The sequence below is a fragment of the Streptomyces roseofulvus genome (assembly GCF_039534915.1).
In the GTDB taxonomy this organism is placed as follows: domain Bacteria; phylum Actinomycetota; class Actinomycetes; order Streptomycetales; family Streptomycetaceae; genus Streptomyces; species Streptomyces roseofulvus.
Window position 1 is genome coordinate 5,471,127 of sequence record NZ_BAAAWE010000001.1, and the last position, 18,823, is coordinate 5,489,949.

Consider the following 18,823-nt stretch of genomic DNA (forward strand, 5'->3'; position numbering starts at 1 on the left):
GGGTGCCGGGCCTCCGTACGGGGTGCCGACGTCAGGCGTCGAAGACCTCGTTGACCAGCTGCTGCTGCTCCGCCTGGTGACGCTTGGCCGAGCCGACCGCCGGGGACGAGGAGTGCGGGCGGGAGATCCGGCGCAGGCGCTCGCCCGCCGGGATGTCCGCGCCGACCGCCAGGTCGAGGTGGTCGATCAGGTTGAGCGCGATGAACGGCCACGCACCCTGGTTCGCCGGCTCCTCCTGCGCCCAGATGTACTTCGCGGCGTTCGGGTACTTGGCGATCTCGGCCTGGAGCTCGGCACCCGGCAGCGGGTACAGGCGCTCCAGACGGATGATCGCGGTCTCCTTGTCGCCGCGCTTCTGCCGCTCGGCCTCCAGGTCGTAGTAGACCTTGCCGGCGCAGAAGACGACCTTGCGGACGTCGGCCGGGGCGACCGTCGTGTCGCCGATCACCGGGCGGAAGCCGCCGGTGGTGAACTCCTCCACCTTGGACGCCGCGGCCTTCAGGCGCAGCATCGACTTCGGGGTGAAGACGATGAGCGGCTTGTGGTGCGGGTTGTGCACCTGCCAGCGCAGGAGGTGGAAGTAGTTCGACGGCAGCGTCGGCATGGCGACCGTCATGTTGTCCTGGGCGCACATCTGGAGGAAGCGCTCGGGACGGGCGGACGAGTGGTCCGGGCCCTGGCCCTCGTAGCCGTGCGGCAGGAGCAGGGTGACGCCGGAGGTCTGGCCCCACTTCTGCTCGGCCGAGGAGATGAACTCGTCGACGACGGTCTGGGCGCCGTTGACGAAGTCGCCGAACTGCGCCTCCCAGACCACCAGGGAGCTCGGGCGGGCCAGCGAGTAGCCGTACTCGAAGCCCATCGCCGCGTACTCGCTGAGCAGCGAGTCGTAGACGTTGAAGTGGGCCTGGTCCTCGGTCAGGTAGAGCAGCGGGGTGTAGTCCTCGCCGGTCTCCTGGTCGACCAGGACCGCGTGGCGCTGGCCGAAGGTGCCGCGGCGGGAGTCCTGGCCCGACAGGCGGACCGGGGTGCCCTCCATCAGCAGGGAGCCGATGGCGAGGGTCTCGCCGAAGCCCCAGTCGATGGTGCCGTCGTCGATCGAGGCCGCGCGGCGCTGCAGCTGGGGCAGCAGACGCGGGTGGACCGTGACCCGCTCGGGGATGTTGGTCTGCGACTCGGCGATCCGCTTCACGACCTCCTGGGAGACCGCGGTGGTGACGGCGACGGGGAACTCGGCCTGGACGTCCGGCACATGGGTCGGCGCCGGGGCGGCGGTGGCCTCGCGGACCTCCGCGAACACCTTCTCCAGCTGGCCCTGGAAGTCCTGGAGCGCCTGCTCCGCCTCCTCCAGGGTGATGTCGCCGCGACCGATGAGCGACTCGGTGTACAGCTTGCGCACCGAACGCTTCTTGTCGATCAGGTTGTACATCTGCGGGTTGGTGAACTGCGGGTTGTCGCCCTCGTTGTGACCGCGGCGGCGGTAGCAGATGAGGTCGATCACGACGTCCTTGTTGAACGTCTGGCGGAACTCGAAGGCGAGCCGCGCGACGCGGACCACGGCCTCCGGGTCGTCGCCGTTCACGTGGAAGATCGGCGCCTCGATCATGCGGGCCACGTCGGTGGCGTACATGGAGGAGCGCGACGACTCGGGAGCCGCCGTGAAGCCGACCTGGTTGTTGATGACGATGTGGACCGTGCCGCCGGTGCGGTAGCCGCGCAGCTGCGACATGTTCAGGGTCTCGGCCACCACGCCCTGGCCCGCGAAGGCCGCGTCGCCGTGCAGCGCCACCGGGAGGACGGTGAAGTCCGTGCCGCCCTTGTTGATGACGTCCTGCTTGGCGCGGACGACACCCTCCAGGACCGGGTCGACCGCCTCCAGGTGGGAGGGGTTGGCGACCAGGGAGACCTTGATCTCCTCGCCGTCGAGACCGGTGAAGGTGCCCTCGGCGCCCAGGTGGTACTTGACGTCGCCGGAGCCGTGCATCGACTTCGGGTCGAGGTTGCCCTCGAACTCGCGGAAGATCTGCGCGTACGACTTGCCGACGATGTTCGCGAGGACGTTGAGGCGGCCGCGGTGGGCCATGCCGATGACGACCTCGTCGAGGCGGGACTCGGCGGCGGAGTCGATGACCGCGTCGAGCAGCGGGATGACGGATTCGCCGCCCTCCAGGGAGAAGCGCTTCTGGCCGACGTACTTCGTCTGCAGGAAGGTCTCGAACGCCTCGGCCGCGTTCAGGCGGCGGAGGATGCGGAGCTGCTCCTCGCGCTCCACGCGCGCGTGGGGACGCTCGACGCGGTCCTGGATCCACTTGCGCTGCTTCGGGTCCTGGATGTGCATGAACTCGATGCCGGTGGTGCGGCAGTACGAGTCGCGCAGGACGCCGAGGATGTCGCGGAGCTTCATCATCGACTTGCCGGCGAAGCCGCCGACCGCGAACTCGCGCTCCAGGTCCCACAGGGTGAGGCCGTGCTCGGTGATGTCCAGGTCGGGGTGCTTGCGCTGCTTGTACTCCAGCGGGTCGGTGTCGGCCATGACGTGGCCGCGGACCCGGTAGGAGTGGATCAGCTCGAAGACGCGGGCGGCCTTGGTGACGTCGTCGTCGTGGGAGGCGTCGATGTCCTTGAGCCAGCGGACCGGCTCGTAGGGGATCCGCAGCGACTTGAAGATCTCGTCGTAGAAGTCGTTCTCGCCGAGGAGGAGGTTCGCGACGATCCGCAGGAACTCGCCGGAGGCGGCACCCTGGATGACCCGGTGGTCGTAGGTCGAGGTCAGGGTCATGACCTTGGAGATGCCCAGCTTGTTCAGGGTGTCCTGGGAGGTGCCCTGGAACTCGGCGGGGTAGTCCATCGAGCCGACGCCCATGATGACCGACTGTCCGGGCATCAGACGCGGCACGGAGTGGACCGTGCCGAGGCCGCCGGGGTTGGTCAGGGAGACGGTGACGCCGGAGAAGTCCTCCATCGTCAGCTTGCCCACGCGGGCGCGCTTGACGATGTCCTCGTACGCCTGCCAGAACTCGAAGAAGTTGAGCGTCTCGGCCTTCTTGATGCCCGCGACGACGAGCTGGCGGTCGCCGTTCGGCTTCACCAGGTCGATGGCGAGACCGAAGTTCACGTGCTCCGGCTTGACCAGGGTCGGCTTGCCGTCCTTCTCCGCGAAGGAGTAGTTCATCGACGGCATGGCCTTGATCGCCTGCACCATGGCGTAGCCGATGAGGTGGGTGAAGGAGATCTTCCCGCCCCGGGCGCGCTTCAGGTGGTTGTTGATGACGATCCGGTTGTCGAACAGGAGCTTCACCGGGACGGCGCGGACGGACGTGGCCGTCGGCATCTCCAGCGAGGCGTTCATGTTCTTCGCGACCGCGGCGGCCGGGCCGCGGAGCGTGATCAGCTCGGGGCCGGCGGGCGCCTCGGCGGCCGGGGCGGCCTTGGCGGGCGCCGGAGCGGCGGCCGGGGCCGGCTTCACGGCGGCCGGAGCGGGCTTCGCCGGAGCCGCGGCGGGGGCGGCGGCGGGCGCCGGGGCCGGGGCGGGGACGGCGGCGGCCGGAGCGGCAGGTGCGGCCTGTGCGGGGCCCGCCTGCTGCGCCGAGGGCGCGGTCGTCGTGGTGGCGGCCGGGGCGGACGGGGTCTCCGCCGCACCCGGCTTGTAGTCGGCGAAGAAGTCCCACCAGGCACGATCGACCGAATTCGGGTCCTGGAGGTACTGCTGGTAGATCTCGTCGACGAGCCACTCATTGGCACCGAAGGCGGCTGCGGGGCTCACGCCACGCCCGTCTTGGTCGGCCGGGGAGCTCGGGGTACTGGGGGACTGAGACGACACGGCGGCAACCGCCCTCTTCCGCTTCGCAAGGTGATGGACAGCGGAAATAAAGGCTACGCCTGTCCGGCCGGGACGTGCAGGCCGGGCACTCCAACGTCGCGCAAGTCACACTTGACGGCGTGTTTCGACACCGTGAATGGCGGGAAACAAGCGGGGTTCCCCCTCGGTGAGGGTACGGAAAAGCGCGGGCTACGGCCCCCTTCGGCCGTTCCCTGACCACGTCCTGCCACTGATCACGCAGAACGTTCGCTTCCGGTTCGAACCCTACGTCAATCGCGGACGGGAAGGCTGCCCGGAAGAGTGACGCGGATGCGGCACCCGCGTGACGATTCGGCCACGCCGATCCCGCCACCGTGCAGATCCACCGCCCAGCGCGCGATCGCCAGCCCGAGCCCCGTGCCCCCGTCGCTCCCCGGCCCCTGCCGGTCCGGAGCCGTACCCCGGTTGAACCGCTCGAAGACCTTGTGCCGCTCCTGCTCCGGGATGCCCGGACCCTCGTCCTCGACCACCAGCTCCAGCGACTCCGGGTACGGGCCGCGCCGGGCCCGCACCGTCACGCGCCCGTGCGGCGGGGAGTGCTTCACCGCGTTGTCGATCAGGTTCGCCATCACCTGGTGCAGCCGCTCCACGTCCGCGTACGCGGTCAGGTCGGACGGCGACACGTCCAGGTGCAGATGCACGTCCGTACGCCGGTGCAGGCCGGACGTCGACGGCAGACCGCGCTGCGCGGCGGCCAGATTCGCCTCCCGCAGCACCCCGGACAGATAGGGCCACACCTCGAAACGGCGCGCCCGCAGCTGGACGACACCGTTGTCGAGCCGCGACAGGTCGAGCAGCGTCTCCACCAGCCGGCCCAGCCGCTCGGTCTGCTTCAGCGCCGACCGCATCGTCTCCGGATCGGCCTCCGAGACCCCGTCGACCACGTTCTCCAGCACCGCGCGCAGCGCCGCGATCGGCGTGCGCAGCTCGTGCGAGACATTGGCGACCAGTTCCTTGCGGTGCCGGTCCACGGCCTCCAGGTCGTCCGCCATGCGGTTGATCGTCGACGCCAGGTCGCCCAGCTCGTCGCGCCGGTCCGCGCCCCGCACCCGCCGCGAGAAGTCCCCGCGCGAGATCGACCCCGCCACCGTGTTCATCTCGTCCAGCGGCGCCGTCAGCGACTGCGCCACGAACTGCGTGATCAGCAGGGTCGCGATCATCGCGAAGATCGTGATGTACCGGAACTCGGTGGACGTCCGGATCGCCACCAGGGCGAGCCCCGAGGTCAGCAGCACCGCCCCGACGACCAGCGCGCCCAGCTTCGTCTTGATCGAGATCACGATCCGGCGCCGGGCCCCTCCGGTGCGCCGCCCCGGCCGGCTCACGGCGCCGGGGTCTCCAGCGCGTACCCGACCCCGTGCACCGTACGGATCCGCTCGGCGCCGATCTTCCGGCGCAGCGCCTTGATGTGGCTGTCCACGGTCCGGGTGCCGGAGGCGTCCGCCCAGTCCCACACCTCGGCCAGCAGCTGCTCCCGGGAGAGCACCGCGCGCGGGGTGTTGGCCAGACAGACCAGCAGGTCGAACTCGGTCGGCGTCAGATGGACGTCCTCCGCCCGCACCCGGACCCGGCGCTGCGCGTGGTCGATCTCCAGCTCGCCCAGCCGCAGTATCCCGCTGCGCGGGGTCACGGCGGCGAGCGCGGCCCGCTCCACCCGGCGCAGCAGCACGTGCACCCGGGCGGCCAGCTCACGCATGGAGAAAGGCTTCGTCATGTAGTCGTCGGCGCCGACGCCCAGCCCGACCAGCATGTCGGTCTCGTCGTCCCGCGCCGTGAGCATCAGGACCGGCACCGGACGCTGCGCCTGCACCCGGCGGCAGACCTCCAGGCCGTCGAAGCCGGGCAGCATCACGTCGAGCACCATCAGGTCCGGCTGCCACGCCTCGGCCGCCTCGACGGCCGCCGGGCCGTCGGTCGCCGTCTGGACCAGGAATCCCTCGGCGCGCAGCCGGGCGGAGACCGCCTCCACGATCGTCGCGTCGTCCTCGACGACCAGGACGCGCCGCTGGGCCCCCGGAGTCGCCGCACCCTGGTGAGTGGTGTGTGTCTGCTCCATTGCCCCGCCTCGCGTCGCCGATGTCGGTGCAGCAGCCTAGAGGTACCGGCGGCGTCCCGGCTACGCAGGCCGGATGCCGAGGTGGACCACGTCGGGGACGCCCCGGGCAACGGGGATCTCTTCCGTCCGTACCCCGCTGAACCCGGCATTCCGCAAGGACTCCTCGAAATCGCCGGACGGTCGCGCCGACCACACGGCGAGCACTCCGCCGGGGTTCAGCCGGGCCGCGCAGGACGCCAACCCCCGGGCCCCGTACAGGGATTCGTTGTCCTCGGTGACCGTCCAGTCCGGACCGTTGTCGATGTCCAGACAGAGCGCGTCATAGGTGTCGCCGGACGTCTCCAGGTACGTCACCAGGTCCGTGTGCAGGATCACGGTCCGCTCGTCGGCGAGCGCGCGCCCGGAGAGCGCGGCGAGCGGGCCGCTCCGGTGCCAGTCGATGATGGCCTCCTCCCGCTCGACGACCGCGATCCGCCCCCAGCGCGGGTCGGCGGCGGCGTGCGCGAGGGAGAAGCCGACGCCGAGCCCGCCGATCAGGACGGACGCGCCCGCGCGCGCCCGCGCGGGGAGCGCCTCCATCGCCGCGTCCACGAGCAGCCGCTCGGAGCGCCCGTCGGAGGTGTCCATCAGGAAGGTGCCGTTGGCGATGATCTCGAAGTCGGTGCGGTCCCCGGCGTCCCGGCGCCGCAGCACGACCTCTCCGTACGGGCCCTCGCGGCGGTCGAGGGTGACGGGGCTGTTCATGATCACTCCGTGTCTCGTCGTGCGGTACGCGTCGTCCCGGCCATCCTCGCGGAGCGCGGACGGCCGGGACAAACACGTTTCGGAGGCGACGGGTGACGGAGCGGCACCGCCCGCTACGGGCGCGGCGCCTCGCGCTCCACGTACCGCTGCACCGCCTTCAGCTCGCGCCGGGCGTCGACCGGGGTGCCGTACGTGCGGTCCCAGGTGATCGGGGCGACGGTCACGTGGCCCTCGCCCAGCAGCCAGGTCGAGTCCGCGTCCGCGCGGTGCTCGACGCACTCGCCCTCGCTCTCGTCCCCCTCGCACAGGCCGAGCGCGATGTCGAAGGTGTCGCCCGCCCCGCGCTGCTCGTACGCGTGGTAGACGACCGCCCCGTCACCGACCCGGGTCCACACCGGGGCCTTCGCCCGCTGTCCGGCGCTCACGTCCGGGTAGTCGACCTTCAGGGCGAAGGCGGAGGTCAGCAGTCCCCGCTCCCTCAGCCCCGCGACGAACCGCGCGCCGAACTCGGCGTGCGCCCGGTAGTTCTCGCGGGGGAAGTACAGCTGGCTCTCGTCGCCGGACGAGGAGAACGCGATCGCCGGGACGTCCTGGTCGATCGCGGCCACGGCCGCGCCGACGGTGCCCGAGTCGTTGACGCTCGCGGCGATGTTCGGACCCGAGTTGATGCCGGTGAGGACCAGGTCGGGAGCGCCCTTCCAGCCGACCTTCGCCGCCAGGCCCCCGCGCAGGGCCAGCTTCACGGTGTCCGCGGGGGTCGCGCTGGGGGAGTCCGGCGCGCAGCCGCCCTCGGCGAGGCAGACGCCGAAGACGGCGCCACCGGAGGGCGCCCCCGCGCAGTCGCCCTCGTACCCGGCGGGCAGCGCGGTGCGGCGCTGGGCGGTCAGGGCGCCGCCGTTGGTCACGGCCGTGCCCTTGCCGGACTGCACCTGCCAGGGCGCCATCACCACGACGTCGGCCCCCGCCGCGCACATCGCGCGGCGGAGCTCGTACAGGCCGAGCCCGTCCGAGTTGCTCGACTTCGCGGCCCGCATGGAGTCGTCGTTGGAGAGGAGGATCCGCAGCCCGGCGAGCGGGCGGCGCCCGTCGTGCGCCCGCTCCGCGGCGGGAGTGGTCGCGTAGGCGGTGGCGCCCAGGCCGGCGAGTACGGCCGCTGCGGTGGTCAGCGCGAGGGTACGGCGCATGGCGGTGCGTCCTTTCGTGGGCATGACATCTCGGGGGGGGATCCGGGGCCCGGCCCCCCACGGGCGGGCCCCGGATCGCGCGGGGGCGTCAGGATCCCCGCGGTCTGTGGCCGGTTCCGATGTCCTGGATCCCGGATCCGATGTCCTGGATCCGATATCTCGGATGCGATGTCCGGCTCGGCGGCTCAGAGCGTCAGGCCGTGCCCGTACGGGACCACCGGAGCCTCCGTGCCGTTCGGTACGTCCGGCCGGGCCGCGCCGACCGCGGCCATCGAGTGCGCCAGTTCGAACGGGAGGCGGCCCTCGGGGCGGGCGCGGCCGAAGGCGACGCCGAGGGCCGCCTTCTCCTCCGGTGTCATCCGGGAGAGCGGGTCCTCCGCGCGCTCGTCCACGGGGCGACCGGCGTCCTGAAAGGGGTGCATCGCGTCCGTACCTGCCTTTCGTGACCGAGCGGACGGGGCCGAGGGGCCGGCGTGCCGCGCCCCGGAACCTGTGCGGGGCTCCGCCGGGGGGCGGCGCCGTCCTCGACGGGCACAGGCTAAGCGCGAAAACCGAGTAGGTACTAGGTTTGTCATCTGTGAGCCGGATCACAGACCCGGGGGGTCGGTCGGGGCCCCGGCTAAGGTGTCCGCATGCCGGAGAAGAAGGTCACCGCGAGCGGTAAAAACGCAGGTCGCGGCAGCTACGCCGTCGGCGACGCCCGCCGCCGGCTGATCCTGGACACCGCCGTCGACCACTTCGGGCAGTGGGGCTTCCACGCCTCCTCCCTCGCCCGCATCGCCCACGACTGCGGCATCACCCAGGGCGGCCTGCTGCACCACTTCCGCAGCAAGGAGGACCTGCTCCTCTCGGTCCTGGCGCAGAGCGAGGAGCACGACGTCGAGCGCCTCTTCGGCACCGAACCGGAGTCGTACGCGGCCTTCCTCGACGCCCTCGTCCGGCTGATCGAGGAGAACACCCGGCGCCCCGGCATCGTCCGCATGTTCAACGTCCTCGTCGGCGAGTCCGGCAGCGTCGGCCACCCCGCCCACGCGTACTTCAAGGACCGGTACGCGCGCGTGCTCGCGCACAGCGTCGAACGCCTGGAGGAGGCCGTCCGGCGCGGCGAACTCCGCCCGGACATCGACTGCGAGGGCGTCGCCCGGGAGTATGTGGCCGTCATGGACGGCCTGCAGCTCCAGTGGGCCCTCGACCCGGACTCCCTCGACATGCCCGCCCGGGTGCGGGACTACCTCCAGCGCCAGTACGCGGCGATCCGCGCGACACCCGAGTAGCCCCGGGTCCCCAGCCCCCCGGCCGGCTGGCCCGGCCGCGGCCCCGCCCCGCGTACGGGCCCGCCCCCGCACCCAGCAGACCGCAGGCCACCGCCCAGGCCGCGCCCTCCGGCCCCGGCCGCAGCACTCACCCCCACCGGACCGCCGCCCCGGCGTCCGGCGGCGTCAGATGCACCGCCCGGTGTACGTCACCGGCGGCAGCCGGCTCGACCGCGCCCCGGCCGCGAGACCGGTGAGCCCGAGCGTGTTCCGTACGGCGGCGGGCGCGCCGAAATCCGCCGCCGGACCCGGCAGGACCAGGGCGGACAGTCCGACGGCCGGCGCGGCCGGCGCCGCGCGGGAGCGGAGACGGCGTCCCCCTCGCCCCCGGCGGGGCCTCCCCGTGCGAGGCGTGACAGTCTCACGCCCTCTATCGCGCGGCGGGCCCCGGGCGGTTCACGGGGGCGCGGACCGTGTCACGGAGAGGTCGGCGGGCCGCCGTCCGGGAGGGCGTCGAAGACGCGCTGGAGGGCGGCGGGCCGGTCGCCGTCGCCCGCCACGACCGTCCGGTCGTGGTAGGTCACGGCGTACCGGAAACCGTCGGCGACGGGCGGGCCGGTGGGCTGTTCGGGCACGCGCGCGTAGGCGGGGTCGTCGAGGGCGGCGCGCAGCTCGGCGAGGTCGGCGGCGGTCATCCGTCCGGTGCGCGGCTCGCCGTTCCCGGACCGGACGGTCCAGCTTCCGTCCTCGCGCACCACGAGGCGGTTGTCCACGCCGGCGAAGCCTCCGCTCACGCCGACCTCGACGAGCACGGCCCCGGAGCGCGGGTCGGCGGTGGCCTCCGTGCTCGCCGCGCTCCCGCTCGGGTCCGGGACCGGCGGGGCGTCGGCGTCGGCGCACCCGCCCACCGCGACCACCAGCGCCGCCGCGACCGCCGGCACCGCGCCCCACACCCGTCCACGCCGCACACGAGACTTCATGGGCCCGAGCATGCCCGGCCCCGCGCCGGGGCGCAGCCGGAACACGCGACGGGGCCGGAAACCGGGGCCTCTGTCCGATCCGATGTGACGTTGCCAGGGGCCAGCGTGGTGACGTGCGGCTCGAAGAGTTGAACTGGGCGATGCGCGGCCCCTCTGCCCAGAACAACCTTGCATCTTGCGTGGCCGGGACCGGCACGATTTCGTCGTTGACGACGTCGGAGAGGGTGCAGCATCGTCGGGGCATGGGATCTGAAGGTGCGAAGCGCGCACAGGCTTGGGCGGAGCTCCTGGAGGAGTACCCTCCCCAACCTGACGGGGAGGACCAGTCTTCCCCGTCCCTGGGGTTGTTGCTGCAGGCGGCTGCGCGTGAGCCGTTGCTGAGTTCGATGTATCCCTGGATGTCGATGCAGCAGCTGAGTGTGTCGACATCGGACAACTGGGAGGACTGGGGCCGGGAACCACTCCCCGCGATGTTCGCCCGTCCAGATTCCTATTCGGTAGTGGACCGCTCTGATCGGGGAGACCGTGTCGCCTTCGAAACGACCGATCCTGCCGAGGCAGTCGCGTTCGCGGCCCGACTTGTTCGCGACCAGCGGGCAGCGCAGACGAAGGGGTCGCACGTCTGGTCGGCCGAGGTGGAGGCGGTGCTGCGTGATGCGGGCTGGTATCCGGGGCGGAACGTTGACACGACAGTGTGGCGAGAGCGCCTGGAAGCAGACGGCTTCCGTATTCATTCCGCTGCCGAGGAATTCCTGCGCGAGTTCGGTGGACTGACAGTTGTTAGCGGTGGCTCAGGCATCACCAGAGCGAGAGAACCATTCGAACTCGACCCACTGCTTGCGCTGGGCGAAGACGACCGTTTCGGCGAATGGGGAGAGGAGATTGGGCGGCACCTCTTTCCGCTGGGGGAACTCGACCACGGCCACGCCTTCCTCGGCCTTGACGAGCACGGCGAGTTGTATGTCGTCGTCAACTGGCTGGCCAGGTTCGGTCGTATGCCCGAGGCCATGGAGAACCTCGTCCTTGGAGTGATGCCGGTTCGTATGCCCAGCTCAGCTCAGCCCTGAGGTCGTATGTGGACTGGATCGATCGGTGGGCGAGGCCGGATCTGATGGTGTGCGGCGTGTCTGCTTCATGATTTCACGCGCTATTTGATCGAGGAACTGCTGGTCGGTTCTCTTGCTGTGCCAGATGGCTCCCTCGGTCCGTTCGTAGTCCGGGGCCCAAGCGCGGTCGACGACTGGGCGGACGTGTAGGTGACGGAGTAGTGGGGAACCCGCCTTGCGTTTCCGGCTGAACCAGAGGGCACTCTGCTCGTGCCGCCTGGCTTGCGTTGCGTGAAGGGACGGAAGGAGCCCTCTTAGTCGCGCGGGGGAGTAGGTGTTCGTGGGAGCCGAGGGCGGGCGCCAGGAATCGGCAATGGCCCAGTGCGCTATGGCGTCGCCGAATTCGGGCTTGTCCGTGTAGGGGTAGCTGACCCGGCGGCTGACCTCGTCGAGGAACTGGAACTGTTCGATGAGGGTTCCGTTCGCGCGCTGGCGCCAGTAGGGCGCGGCGATGAGCACGGCCAGGTCTATGGCCTCGGGATAGACGGCGGCGAACAGCTTCGACGTGCTGTAGGCGCGAAAGGCCGTCGATTCGTCATCGTCCGGAATAAGGGCACGAGCGCGCGCGTCCCAGGTATGCCAGACATGCCGACGGTCCTCGGGAGGGTTGGGGGTGTCCCAGATATGTCCGCAGAAGCTGAAGGCGGTCAGCACCGCGTCGTAGGTGGCGGCCCAGCCGCGACGGCTCAGTATTCGCAGATGACGGCGCTGGGAGTGGACGATGGCGGGAATCTCGCTGAGGTCGGCGGCGGGCTGATTGACGTCAGGTGGCCCGATCCAGGTGCGGTGCCGGAGACATACGTAGCGATGGTGTGGGAGGAGCCGGGTCACCTTTCCGCCGGGATGCTTGGAGTCGCAGCGGTGGCAGCCGGTTTGTGGCTGATGGCGGAACATGGCCCAGTTCGGCTCTGGATCGCGCAGCTCCGGAAGGGCTCCCGCGAGGGCGTGAATGGTCCGGCCGGTGAGGGCTGCGAGCCGCTCGGGGACGATGACCCGGCGCATCCCGCCGGACTGCTCGCGCTGAGTGACTTGGACCCAGAGATCGTTGATATCGAGGCCGTGGAGTGTGGCCAGTCGGCCGATGTAGGAAGCCGCGACCTCATGCTGGGCAGGGGGAACAGGGTCGGGCAGGCGACGCACGAGCATCAGGCCGCCCGCCTTCGCCGGGAGGCGGGCTTGGCCGGCGCTGTGAGCTTCTCGGACTGCTCGGCGGCGAAGTCGATCGGGACGAGTGCGAGGAGGTCCTCGGTGATGCGTTCGCTCTCGTCCTCGATGGCCAGTACCGCGGCGCCCCGGATGAGCTGGGAGAGGCTGCCGATCATGCCGCCGGTGCGGTGGAAGACGTACTCGCTCAGCTCGGTGAGTGTGCCTGGGGCGTGGTTGTGCAGCCGGAGCATGGATTCCAGGGTCCCGACCAGGGCCCGCCACGTGTCGTGGTCCTGATCGGTGGCGTGGGAGAACGGGGCTGCGGGGATGACGACGAAGCGTCCGGCGATCTGACGGCCGCGGGTGCCGGCGAACAGGCCCCGGGACTCGATGTCGATGCCCGCGTAGGCGAACGTGGCGGGCAGTCGCTCGGCGAAGTACTTCAGCTGGTCGGATGCCTCGGCACCGGACCGGGTCGCGAGGTTCAGATTGTGGAGCTCGTCGACGAGTACGAGGTCGACATGGACATGCGCGGCGGTCGCGCAGACCGCGTCCACGATGTCGGTGACGTTGGCCCGGGTGGGGAAGGACAGGCCGAAGAACCGGGCGAACTCCATCGCGAGCATCTTCGGCGTGGCTGCCGGCGGAACAGTCACGTAGACGACCGGGAGTCGGCTCAGGTCGCGGGGATGCCGCTTGCGGATGGCGAGTTCGTGCGCCCGCCCCAGCTGGGTCAGAGCGGTGGTCTTCCCAGTGCCTGAGGCACCAGACAGGATCACACCGCGGCGAGCGGAGATCTGGTTGCGGTTGAGCTGGATCAGCAGCCGGGAGGTGGCGATGACCTTGCGGATGGTGGGGGTGTTCACCATCGGGAGATCGGCGTGATACTCCCGGCGCCGTTCGTCCTCGCGCATCCGCTCCCGCCTGCTCAGCGCAGTCCACTCGGCGGCCGAGAGCAGGCCGGGCGGCACGGGCTCGTGCTCGACGAAGTGCCTCCAGCCCTCCTTGGTGGTCAGCGGGCTGTCCGGCGGAGCCTCCGCGGCCGTGTCCGTGTCCGGGGTGCGGGACGGGGAGGGCTTGCTCATAGCCACCTTTCGGCTTCTGCGTGGGCGTCGAAGACCCCGAAGGGCACCACCGTCGCGGACGGCTGGGCCTCGGCCCTCGGTTTGGGTGCTGCTTCGGTTTCGCTCTCGGGTGCCGAGGCGGGCGCGTGGACGGTGGCCGCGGCTCGGGTGCGGCCCACGACCTTGGCGGTGTGCTTGTCCGGGCCGTGCTCGGCCCGGGTCAGTAGTTCGTCCAGCACCCGGGCAACGACCGCTTCGTTGGTGTCGTCCAGGCCGGCCCCGGTGGCCAGGCGGCGGGCGTGGCTCCAGGTGAAGTCCGCGAACGGTGCGTTGACCAAGGGCAGGTGGACCCAGGGGACGGTGATCCAGCCCTGCTGGGTGCGTACGAACACATGGGACAGGTCGTAGGGGTCGTAGTGCACTTCCCAGAGTCCGCGTTTCGCGGCGTGTCCGGAGTGCTGGCGCCGCCAGGGCCCCAGGTCTGCACAGTCATAGGTGCGGTAGTTGATCCGAATGCCGTAGTCGTTGACGGCCCGCCAGGCCACCGGAAGCAGTTCCAGGTAGTCCTCGCCCCGCAGCACCAGCGGCAGATAGCCGCAGGCTGCCACCAGTGAGGCGTACTTGTCGTTGGGTGACATCGCCTTCTTCGGCCGGAACGGGTCGCGCAGGCTGTCGTGCGGCCTGGCCTGCCACCCGGCCAGCAGCCACTCGTCCAGAAGGTCCTGGAGTTCGGGGATGGTCCAGACGGCCTGCTCTTCGACGCGCTCGCCCCGGCGGGAGACGTTCGGTCCCGTGTAGCCGGCGAGGTGCTGGCAGAACAGTGTGTTGATCGCCGAGAACGTGGCCTCCACGATGGCCTTGTCGGTAGGCGTCCGTGGGCGCGATCTCTGCACTGAGACACCGAGACGGTCGCAGGCCCGGATGAACGTGTCGGAAATGAAGACCTTCCCGCCGTCGATGACGACGGTGTCCGGCACGATCACCGGCTTCGCCGCGGCTTGTTCCATCCGCGTGTCCGCGGCCAGCAGCCGCCGGTGCGGCATCCGCGAGGCCGCCATCCGAAGCGACTGGGACCAGCCCGGCCGCATCGGCTCGGGCACCAGCATCCGGGCCAGCAGCAGCGAGGCGTCCACCGCCTTCGTGCCCACCGGCCGCAGCACAGCCGCGCAGATCGTGCGAGTCGCGACGTCGACCGCGATCGTCAGATCCGCGCGAGCCGTCAGACCGGAATCCAGCACCACCATCACGTCCAGCGGGGTGGAGTCGATCTGCACCTGTTCTCCGGGCCGGTCCGCGAACGTCGGCGTGAACGGCCCCTGTGGGCGGTTCGCCGTCTGGCGCCGCGTGACCGCCGAGCCGAAGGAGTGCCGACCGGCGGAGAGCGCGTCGACGAGCTTGTAGAAGGTGTTCTTGCTCGGCAGCGGCACCACTCCCTCGCCGTGGGTGGCCTCCACCATCTTGATCACCCTGCGGATCAGCCGGGACCGGGTCCCCGTCGACGTGTGCGTTTCCGCGTCCAGAGCCTCCCTGATCACCGCCACCAGCCGGGCATCCGCCCGCCCCGTCGCCTCCGACATCCGCACCAGACGCTGGTCGACCAGACCCCACAACCCCTGCTGGGCATAGCGAGACCGCTTGCCCTGCACCGTGCGAAGACTCACACCCAGCTCATCCGCCTTCGCCTGGGCTCGCTCCACCAGCGAACGGGACGCAGGGTCGTACTCCGGCCGCGCGGGCGTGCCCGGCCCGGCGCCGGGCGGTAGCCCGGTCTCCACCTCCACGATGTGGCGTTCCCACTCGCGCGCAGCCGCCCCCGCGGCCTCCGACAGCGTCGCCAGCAGGCCGAACGGCTCCACCGCAGGAAGCGACTCCGTGCCGGTGACCGCGAAGTCCGGCGCCGTCATCAGATACGAGGCCAGCACCACCGACTCCGCCCCATCCTGCGAGCGCAGTCGTACCGACGTCCCCGCGAGTGCCACCACCTGGTGGTCGCTGTCGTTGTAGGTGATCCAGTCCCCGGGCCGTAGCACCGAGGCGTTCTGGCCGCCCATCACCGCACCACTCCCGACGACACGAGCGAGGCGGCGTGCAGCGGCACCGACACATCCACCACAAGCTCGTGCGACCACAGCAGATGGAACAACACCGGCAGCACCGCGATCGGATCCCCCACCGCCGCGGCCCCGTCCATCAGCGGCAGAGGCTCGGCGAACACCTCCCGCAGCACGGAGGCCACCGGCTCCACCCGGTGCCGCGGAGTGCGGTAGCCCGCAAGCCACCGCACGTTGCGCACCACGATCTCGTCCGGGTCCCCCACCAGCCGGAACTCCCATCCCACCTGGTCGCAGGCCGCCCGCGTCGCCTCGAACTTCACCCAGTCCCGAGGACCCCGCCGGTTCGCCGGGCGGCAGTCGATCACGACCGCAGTGCCGTCGTCACGGCGGGCAAAGTAGTCCGGCGCGTGCGAGATGCCCTTGCCGCCGTCCGATGCCCAGAACAGCCAGAACGGCTGGGAGGACACCCCCACCACGGTCGGGTCGAAGTCCAGCAGCATCACGTGATCGCGCTCCAGCCACGACTCGTACCCGATGTGCCCGCCGGCCGTCGACGACCACCACAGCCCCGGCAGATGCCGCTGCCCCTTGTACGACTTGAACTCGCGCACCGGTACGACGTCCTCGAACCGCGTCGCCCACACATCCGAAAGCGGACGCCGGTATTCCGACCCGCCTAGATCGATGTACCCGACCTCGAAGCCCTCCGCCGGAGGCCCTGTCACGCCGCCCGGTACCACCCCTAACGCATGCACCACGAGCAGCTAACCCCGCCTCTCGATGCAAGGTCACGCTGACCTATGCAAGATCACGTGCAGCCTAAAGCTGACCTATGCAAGGTCGACCAGTACCGGACACTCCCGGCATGATCGCTCACAGCGAACAACCCCCGGGGAACAATCCCGCGCTCACATGCATTGAGTCGGCATAGCTCAACTTGACTGCCGAAGGGGAGATCATGGCTTCTGTCTCCAAGCCGTCCGTGCCGCTCACTCTGCCTGTGCTGCCGCTCGATGACGAGGTCGTGCTGCCCGGGATGGTCGTGCCGCTCGATCTGTCGGACAACGAGGTCCGGGCCGCCGTCGAGGCCGCCCAGGCCGCCGCCCGCGGGGCCGGCGGCAAGCCGCGCGTGCTGCTGGTGCCGCGCGTGGACGGGACGTACGCCGGGACCGGTGTGCTCGGCATCGTCGAGCAGGTGGGACGCCTGTCGGACGGCGACCCGGGCGCGCTGATCCGGGGCATCGGACGCGTGCGGATCGGGGCCGGCACCACCGGGCCCGGCGCGGCCCTGTGGGTCGAGGGGACCGTGGTCGAGGAGACCGTTCCCGAGCCGCTCCCCGGCTCCGTGACCGAGCTGGTCACCGAGTACAAGGCGCTCGCCACCAGCTGGCTGAAGAAGCGCGGCGCCTGGCAGGTCGTCGACCGGGTGCAGCAGATCGACGGCGTCGGCGCGCTCGCCGACAACTCCGGCTACTCACCCTTCCTCACCGTCGAGCAGAAGGTCGCCCTCCTGGAGACCGCCGACCCGGTCGCCCGCCTCCGGCTCGCCACCGCCCAGCTCCGCGAGCACCTCGCCGAGCAGGACGTCGCCGAGACCATCGCCAAGGACGTCCAGGAGGGCGTCGACAAGCAGCAGCGCGAGTTCCTGCTCCGCCGCCAGCTCGAAGCCGTCCGCAAGGAGCTGCGCGAGCTGAACGGCGAGAAGGAGGGCGAGGAGTCCGACGACTACCGCGCCCGCGTGGAGGCCGCCGACCTGCCCGAGGCGGTCCGCGAGGCCGCGCTCAAGGAGGTCGACAAGCTGGAGCGTTCCAGCGACCAGTCGCCCGAGGGCTCCTGGATCCGGACCTGGCTCGACACCGTCCTCGAACTGCCGTGGAACGAGCGGACCGAGGACCGGTACGACATCCAGGGCGCCAAGGCCGTCCTGGACGCCGAGCACGCGGGCCTGGAGGACGTGAAGGAGCGCATCACCGAGTACCTGGCCGTGCGCAAGCGGCGCTCCGAGCGCGGACTCGGCGTCGTCGGCGGACGGCGCGGCGGCGCCGTGCTCGCGCTCGTCGGCCCGCCCGGCGTCGGCAAGACCTCGCTCGGCGAGTCCGTCGCCCACGCCATGGGCCGGAAGTTCGTCCGGGTCGCCCTCGGCGGCGTCCGCGACGAGGCCGAGATCCGCGGCCACCGGCGGACGTACGTGGGCGCCCTGCCCGGCCGGATCGTCCGCGCCATCAAGGAGGCCGGCTCGATGAACCCGGTCGTCCTCCTCGACGAGATCGACAAGGTCGGCTCCGACTTCCGCGGCGACCCCGCCGCGGCCCTGCTCGAAGTCCTCGACCCGGCGCAGAACCACACCTTCCGCGACCACTACCTGGAGGTCGAACTCGACCTCAGCGACGTCGTCTTCCTGGCGACGGCCAACGTCCTGGAGGCCATCCCGGAGGCCCTGCTCGACCGCATGGAGCTGGTCCGCCTCGACGGCTACACCGAGGACGAGAAGGTCGTCATCGCCCGCGACCACCTGCTGCCCCGGCAGCTGGAGCGGGCCGGCCTGGAGCCCGGCGAGGTCGCCCTGGAGGAGGCGTCGCTGCGGAAGCTGGCCGGCGAGTACACCCGGGAGGCCGGCGTCCGCACCCTGGAGCGGGCCATCGCCCGACTGCTCCGCAAGGTGGCGGCCCAGCACGAACTCGGCGACCGCGAGCTGCCGTTCACGGTCACGCCCGAGGACCTGCGGGCCCTGATCGGGCGTCCGCACCACGTGCCCGAGTCCGCCCAGGACCCGGCCGAGCGGCGGACCGCCGTGCCCGGTGTCGCCACCGGCCTGGCCGTGACCGGCGCCGGCGGTGACGTCCTCTTCGTCGAGGCGTCCCTCGCCGACCCGGAGACCGGCGCCGCCGGGCTGACCCTCACCGGCCAGCTGGGCGACGTCATGAAGGAGTCCGCGCAGATCGCGCTCTCCTTCCTCCGCTCGCACGGCGCGGAGCTGGAGCTGCCCGTGACCGGTCTGAAGGACCGGGGCGTGCACATCCACTTCCCGGCCGGCGCGGTCCCGAAGGACGGTCCGAGCGCGGGCATCACCATGACGACCGCGCTGGCCTCGCTGCTGAGCGGCCGGCTGGTCCGCACCGACGTGGCCATGACCGGCGAGGTCTCCCTCACCGGCCGGGTCCTGCCCATCGGCGGCCTGAAGCAGAAGCTGCTCGCCGCGCACCGGGCCGGGATCACCACGGTGGTCATCCCCAAGCGGAACGAGGCCGACCTGGACGACGTCCCGGCCGAGGTCCTGGAGAAGCTGGAGGTCCACCCGGTGACCGACGTCCGCCAGGTGCTGGAGATCGCCCTGGCCCCGGCGGAGGTCCCCGTGCCGGTCGCCGCCTGACCCGCACCGA

Annotated in this window: 14 protein-coding genes; 3 read left to right on the top strand and 11 right to left on the bottom strand. The window is 71.0% G+C overall.

Annotated features, from left to right (window positions below; translation table 11 throughout):
- Positions 1–31: 31 nt before the first annotated feature.
- The 6 genes from ABFY03_RS25500 to ABFY03_RS25525 form a co-directional block, all read right to left on the bottom strand.
- Complete coding sequence (locus ABFY03_RS25500) at positions 32–3,817, bottom strand: multifunctional oxoglutarate decarboxylase/oxoglutarate dehydrogenase thiamine pyrophosphate-binding subunit/dihydrolipoyllysine-residue succinyltransferase subunit (RefSeq protein WP_319009607.1); 3,786 nt, start codon at positions 3,815–3,817, stop codon at positions 32–34.
- Positions 3,818–4,086: 269 nt separating this feature from the next.
- Positions 4,087–5,181 (bottom strand): HAMP domain-containing sensor histidine kinase, encoded by a 1,095-nt coding sequence (locus ABFY03_RS25505; RefSeq protein ID WP_319009606.1) that lies wholly within the window; start codon positions 5,179–5,181, stop codon positions 4,087–4,089.
- The gene (locus ABFY03_RS25510) at positions 5,178–5,912 is read right to left on the bottom strand and encodes a response regulator transcription factor (protein ID WP_319009605.1); all 735 of its coding nucleotides are present in this window, start codon (positions 5,910–5,912) and stop codon (positions 5,178–5,180) included. Before ABFY03_RS25510 ends, ABFY03_RS25505 begins: the two co-directional genes overlap by 4 nt.
- A gap of 60 nt (positions 5,913–5,972) precedes the next feature.
- Entirely contained in the window at positions 5,973–6,656 is a 684-nt protein-coding gene (locus ABFY03_RS25515; protein ID WP_319009604.1) for a spermidine synthase family protein, read from the bottom strand.
- Positions 6,657–6,769: 113 nt separating this feature from the next.
- Positions 6,770–7,840 carry a 5'/3'-nucleotidase SurE gene (gene surE, locus ABFY03_RS25520; RefSeq protein ID WP_346170925.1) on the bottom strand — a complete coding sequence of 357 codons (1,071 nt, stop codon included), beginning with the start codon at positions 7,838–7,840 and terminating at the stop codon, positions 6,770–6,772.
- A gap of 185 nt (positions 7,841–8,025) precedes the next feature.
- Positions 8,026–8,262, bottom strand: a complete 237-nt coding sequence (locus ABFY03_RS25525) for a hypothetical protein (protein ID WP_346170926.1) — start codon at positions 8,260–8,262, stop codon at positions 8,026–8,028.
- Positions 8,263–8,472: 210 nt separating this feature from the next.
- Between ABFY03_RS25525 and ABFY03_RS25530 the strand changes: the two genes are divergently transcribed.
- Positions 8,473–9,114: a TetR/AcrR family transcriptional regulator gene (locus ABFY03_RS25530; protein ID WP_319009601.1), complete on the top strand. Its 642-nt coding sequence runs from the start codon at positions 8,473–8,475 to the stop codon at positions 9,112–9,114.
- Between the two features lie 455 nt (positions 9,115–9,569).
- Here ABFY03_RS25530 and ABFY03_RS25535 read toward each other — a convergent pair whose 3' ends face one another.
- Positions 9,570–10,073, bottom strand: coding sequence for a hypothetical protein (locus ABFY03_RS25535; protein ID WP_346170927.1), 504 nt, complete (start codon positions 10,071–10,073; stop codon positions 9,570–9,572).
- A 113-nt stretch (positions 10,074–10,186) separates the two neighbouring features.
- On the opposite strand from ABFY03_RS25535, the gene ABFY03_RS25540 reads away from it, so the two are divergent.
- Positions 10,187–11,140, top strand: coding sequence for an SUKH-3 domain-containing protein (locus ABFY03_RS25540; protein ID WP_346170928.1), 954 nt, complete (start codon positions 10,187–10,189; stop codon positions 11,138–11,140).
- On the opposite strand, the gene ABFY03_RS25545 is transcribed toward ABFY03_RS25540, so the two are convergent.
- The 4 genes from ABFY03_RS25545 to ABFY03_RS25560 are packed head-to-tail and all read right to left on the bottom strand — an operon-like array spanning position 11,126 to position 16,201.
- Complete coding sequence (locus tag ABFY03_RS25545; RefSeq protein WP_346170929.1) at positions 11,126–12,325, bottom strand: hypothetical protein; 1,200 nt, start codon at positions 12,323–12,325, stop codon at positions 11,126–11,128. The genes ABFY03_RS25540 and ABFY03_RS25545 overlap by 15 nt on opposite strands.
- Complete coding sequence (locus tag ABFY03_RS25550) at positions 12,325–13,410, bottom strand: TniB family NTP-binding protein (RefSeq protein ID WP_346170930.1); 1,086 nt, start codon at positions 13,408–13,410, stop codon at positions 12,325–12,327. Before ABFY03_RS25550 ends, ABFY03_RS25545 begins: the two co-directional genes overlap by 1 nt.
- Positions 13,407–15,440, bottom strand: coding sequence for a Mu transposase C-terminal domain-containing protein (locus ABFY03_RS25555; RefSeq protein WP_346170931.1), 2,034 nt, complete (start codon positions 15,438–15,440; stop codon positions 13,407–13,409). Before ABFY03_RS25555 ends, ABFY03_RS25550 begins: the two co-directional genes overlap by 4 nt.
- Positions 15,440–16,201, bottom strand: coding sequence for a TnsA-like heteromeric transposase endonuclease subunit (locus ABFY03_RS25560; RefSeq protein WP_386723594.1), 762 nt, complete (start codon positions 16,199–16,201; stop codon positions 15,440–15,442). The genes ABFY03_RS25555 and ABFY03_RS25560 overlap by 1 nt, the downstream gene beginning before the upstream one ends.
- Positions 16,202–16,401: 200 nt before the next feature.
- On the opposite strand from ABFY03_RS25560, the gene lon reads away from it, so the two are divergent.
- Positions 16,402–18,813 carry an endopeptidase La gene (gene lon / locus ABFY03_RS25565; RefSeq protein ID WP_319009599.1) on the top strand — a complete coding sequence of 804 codons (2,412 nt, stop codon included), beginning with the start codon at positions 16,402–16,404 and terminating at the stop codon, positions 18,811–18,813.
- Positions 18,814–18,823 lie beyond the last annotated feature (10 nt).

Bases quoted from the DNA above. Each gene is read 5' to 3' on its own strand.
- surE (WP_346170925.1), bottom strand. From the start codon at position 7,840: ATGCGCCGTACCCTCGCGCTGACCACCGCAGCGGCCGTACTCGCCGGC.
- ABFY03_RS25525 (WP_346170926.1), bottom strand. From the start codon at position 8,262: ATGCACCCCTTTCAGGACGCCGGTCGCCCCGTGGACGAGCGCGCGGAG.
- ABFY03_RS25510 (WP_319009605.1), bottom strand. From the start codon at position 5,912: ATGGAGCAGACACACACCACTCACCAGGGTGCGGCGACTCCGGGGGCC.
- ABFY03_RS25535 (WP_346170927.1), bottom strand. From the start codon at position 10,073: ATGAAGTCTCGTGTGCGGCGTGGACGGGTGTGGGGCGCGGTGCCGGCG.
- ABFY03_RS25530 (WP_319009601.1), top strand. From the start codon at position 8,473: ATGCCGGAGAAGAAGGTCACCGCGAGCGGTAAAAACGCAGGTCGCGGC.
- ABFY03_RS25555 (WP_346170931.1), bottom strand. From the start codon at position 15,440: ATGGGCGGCCAGAACGCCTCGGTGCTACGGCCCGGGGACTGGATCACC.
- ABFY03_RS25515 (WP_319009604.1), bottom strand. From the start codon at position 6,656: ATGAACAGCCCCGTCACCCTCGACCGCCGCGAGGGCCCGTACGGAGAG.
- lon (WP_319009599.1), top strand. From the start codon at position 16,402: ATGGCTTCTGTCTCCAAGCCGTCCGTGCCGCTCACTCTGCCTGTGCTG.
- ABFY03_RS25545 (WP_346170929.1), bottom strand. From the start codon at position 12,325: ATGCTCGTGCGTCGCCTGCCCGACCCTGTTCCCCCTGCCCAGCATGAG.
- ABFY03_RS25550 (WP_346170930.1), bottom strand. From the start codon at position 13,410: ATGAGCAAGCCCTCCCCGTCCCGCACCCCGGACACGGACACGGCCGCG.